Here is a 2430-nt window from a genome sequence, read left to right as displayed (position 1 = left end):
TGCGGGTCGACGTCGTTCATCTTCGCGGTTTGCAGAAGCGTGGCAATGGTCGCCCAGGTTCGGCCGCCGCCATGCGACCCGGCGAAGAGCGCATTTTTCCTCGTAATTGTCTGCGGCCTTATTGCCCGCTCGACGATGTTCGAATCGATCTCGATGCGAGCGTCGGTCAGGAAGCGCTCGAGAGCCGCACGCCTCGATAGAGCATAGCGGATCGCCTCAGCGAGCTTGGATTTGCCGGATAGGCGCGGCAGTTCTCTTTCCCACAAGTCGAAGAGGGTCGAGACGATAGGCGTCGACCTTTCCAGGCGCGCTTTCGCCCGCGTTGCGGGATCCTGGCCGCGGATGTTGGCCTCGATTGCCCTTAGCCCAGCCATTGTCGTGACGGTCTGCGTCGCCAGGTGCGAGCTTTCGTTGACGTGCAGCTCGTAGAATCGCCTCCTGACGTAGGCAAAGCAGGCCGCAAGCCGCACGCCCTCATTGGCGCCCGCCGACTTGGCGAGTCGATTATAGGCGGCATAGCCGTCGACCTGCAGAATGCCGGCAAAGCCCGCCAGATACCGCTCGACGCATTCGCTGCCGCGGCTGTCCTCGAAGCGATAAGCCACCATCGGTGGACCGTTGCCGCCGGAGGGGCCGTCGTCCCGCGCATACGCCCACAGCCAGGCCTTTTGCGTCTTACCGGATCCGGGAGCGAGTGTCGGCAGGGTCGTCTCATCGGCGAATATCCGCTCACCCTGCTTGATCTTCTCCAGCACGTAATCGGCGAGCGGCTGCAATTCGAAGCCGACCTTGCCCATCCATTGCGCCATCAAAGATCGGTTGAGATCGACGCCGTCACGCGCGTAGATCGCTTCCTGCCGGCATAGCGGAAGCCCGTCGGCATATTTGGCCACCGCGATCTGAGCGAGAAGCGCTTCGGTCGGAAGGCCGCTCTCGATCAGGTGCGGCGGCGCCGGCGCCTGCACTACGCCATCGCGATTGCGATAGATGTATTTCGGGCGGCGCGTCACGATCAGGCGGAACTTCGCCGGTATCACGTCGAGGCGCTTCGACACGTCCTCGCCGATCAGAACCTTCTCCAGGCGTTCGCAACCAGGAGGCACCTCGGGCTCGACAACGATCTCCACCCGCTCCAGATGCGCGCCGAACTCCTTGCGCGGCCGCGGCGCGCGTTGCGGCTTGTCGTCCTTGCCGCCTGCCTTGGCCAGTTCGGCTTCAATGGCCGCCACGCCGGTGGCGATCTCGTCAAATACGAAGGCGATCTGCTCATCGCTTGGCTTGTCGCTGCGCAAACGCTCCGAGCGCGTGCCGTAAAGCGTGCGCTCCAACATCTTCACGATCGCCGTCAGCTCCACGATCCGCGCGTCGGCCGCCTGGTTGACCGCGGCGAGATCGGCGTTCGCCGCACTCAGTGTTGCAATCTCGGAGACGATGCGGCTGTTCTCGGCCTCGATCGCCTGCCGCTCTGCTGCCAAGGCGAGGATCAGCGCATGGGCATCGGCAAGGGTCGTCGGAAGCTCTGCAATGGGCGGCGTCATCGGCGCCCATCACAGCAGAGTCGCCGCCTATCTTCCAAACCTTTCAGCGCCCTGATTCAATTCGCCGCAAGTTATCAACCCACCGATTGCGGGCGCTTCACAACCACCGGACGCACCTTCGTCCAGTCCAGCCCGTCGATCAGCGCGAGCAACTGTGCATGGTTCAGCCGCACCCGGGTGGGCGCAATCTTCGGCCAGCAGAACTTTGTCTCCTCGAGAGTCTTGGCAAACAGGCAGATCCCGCTGCCGTCCCACCAAACCGCCTTGATCCAGTCCGCTCTTTTCGAACGGAACACGTACAGCGCGCCGCTGAATGGGTCGGCTCCGCCATCTCGCACCAGCGCCATCAAGCCGGTCGCTCCCTTACGGAAGTCGACCGGCGTGCTCGCCACGTAACCCTGAACACCTGCCGGGATCACGCCTGCCGAACCGCCCGGATTACCGCAGCAAGCCGCTCAGGCTCCACATCGCTGCCGATGCGCACCGCGACATCGCCGACCACAATTTCCATCGTCTCGCCCGCCACAGCTTCAAAACGCGCGAACTTGATCGGTCGGGCTCGCTCGGAAAGCGGCGCAACAATTCCCGAGGCCAGCGCCTTGCGCCGCCAGGCAAACACCTGCGATGGATCAAGCCCGTGAGCCCGCGCGATCGCCGACACGTTCGCCCCCGGCGCGAACGTTTCCCCGACAATCCGCTCCTTCGCCTCCCGCGACCAGCTGCGATGCCTTCGCCCCGGACTGACCGGAAGTCGCTCGGGTGTCGCCGTGATAACTTCGAAGTTCTTAGTGTCAGACCTATGTTCGCTCATATGATCTCCTGGGAACAAATCACCGGGAGATTCTCTGACAATCAAACACCGCCCGCTATGCGGGGCGATCTACACGCTAAC

At 63.3% G+C, this 2430-nt stretch carries 3 protein-coding genes; all 3 read right to left on the bottom strand.

Annotation, left to right across the window (positions count from 1 at the left end; translation table 11 throughout):
* The coding region (gene tnpC / locus J6524_RS36950; RefSeq protein ID WP_225678750.1) for an IS66 family transposase at window positions 1–1538 on the bottom strand (1538 nt) is incomplete at its 3' end.
* Between the two features lie 74 nt (window positions 1539–1612).
* Entirely contained in the window at window positions 1613–1930 is a 318-nt protein-coding gene (gene tnpB, locus J6524_RS36945) for an IS66 family insertion sequence element accessory protein TnpB (RefSeq protein WP_225678749.1), read from the bottom strand.
* Window positions 1931–1953: 23 nt separating this feature from the next.
* Window positions 1954–2349 (bottom strand): transposase, encoded by a 396-nt coding sequence (locus tag J6524_RS36940; protein WP_225678748.1) that lies wholly within the window; start codon window positions 2347–2349, stop codon window positions 1954–1956.
* Window positions 2350–2430 lie beyond the last annotated feature (81 nt).

The organism is Bradyrhizobium hereditatis (assembly GCF_020329435.1).
GTDB classification, from domain to species: domain Bacteria; phylum Pseudomonadota; class Alphaproteobacteria; order Rhizobiales; family Xanthobacteraceae; genus Bradyrhizobium; species Bradyrhizobium hereditatis.
Note: the sequence above shows the minus strand (reverse complement) of the source record. Positions and strands in the feature narration are given on the sequence as shown.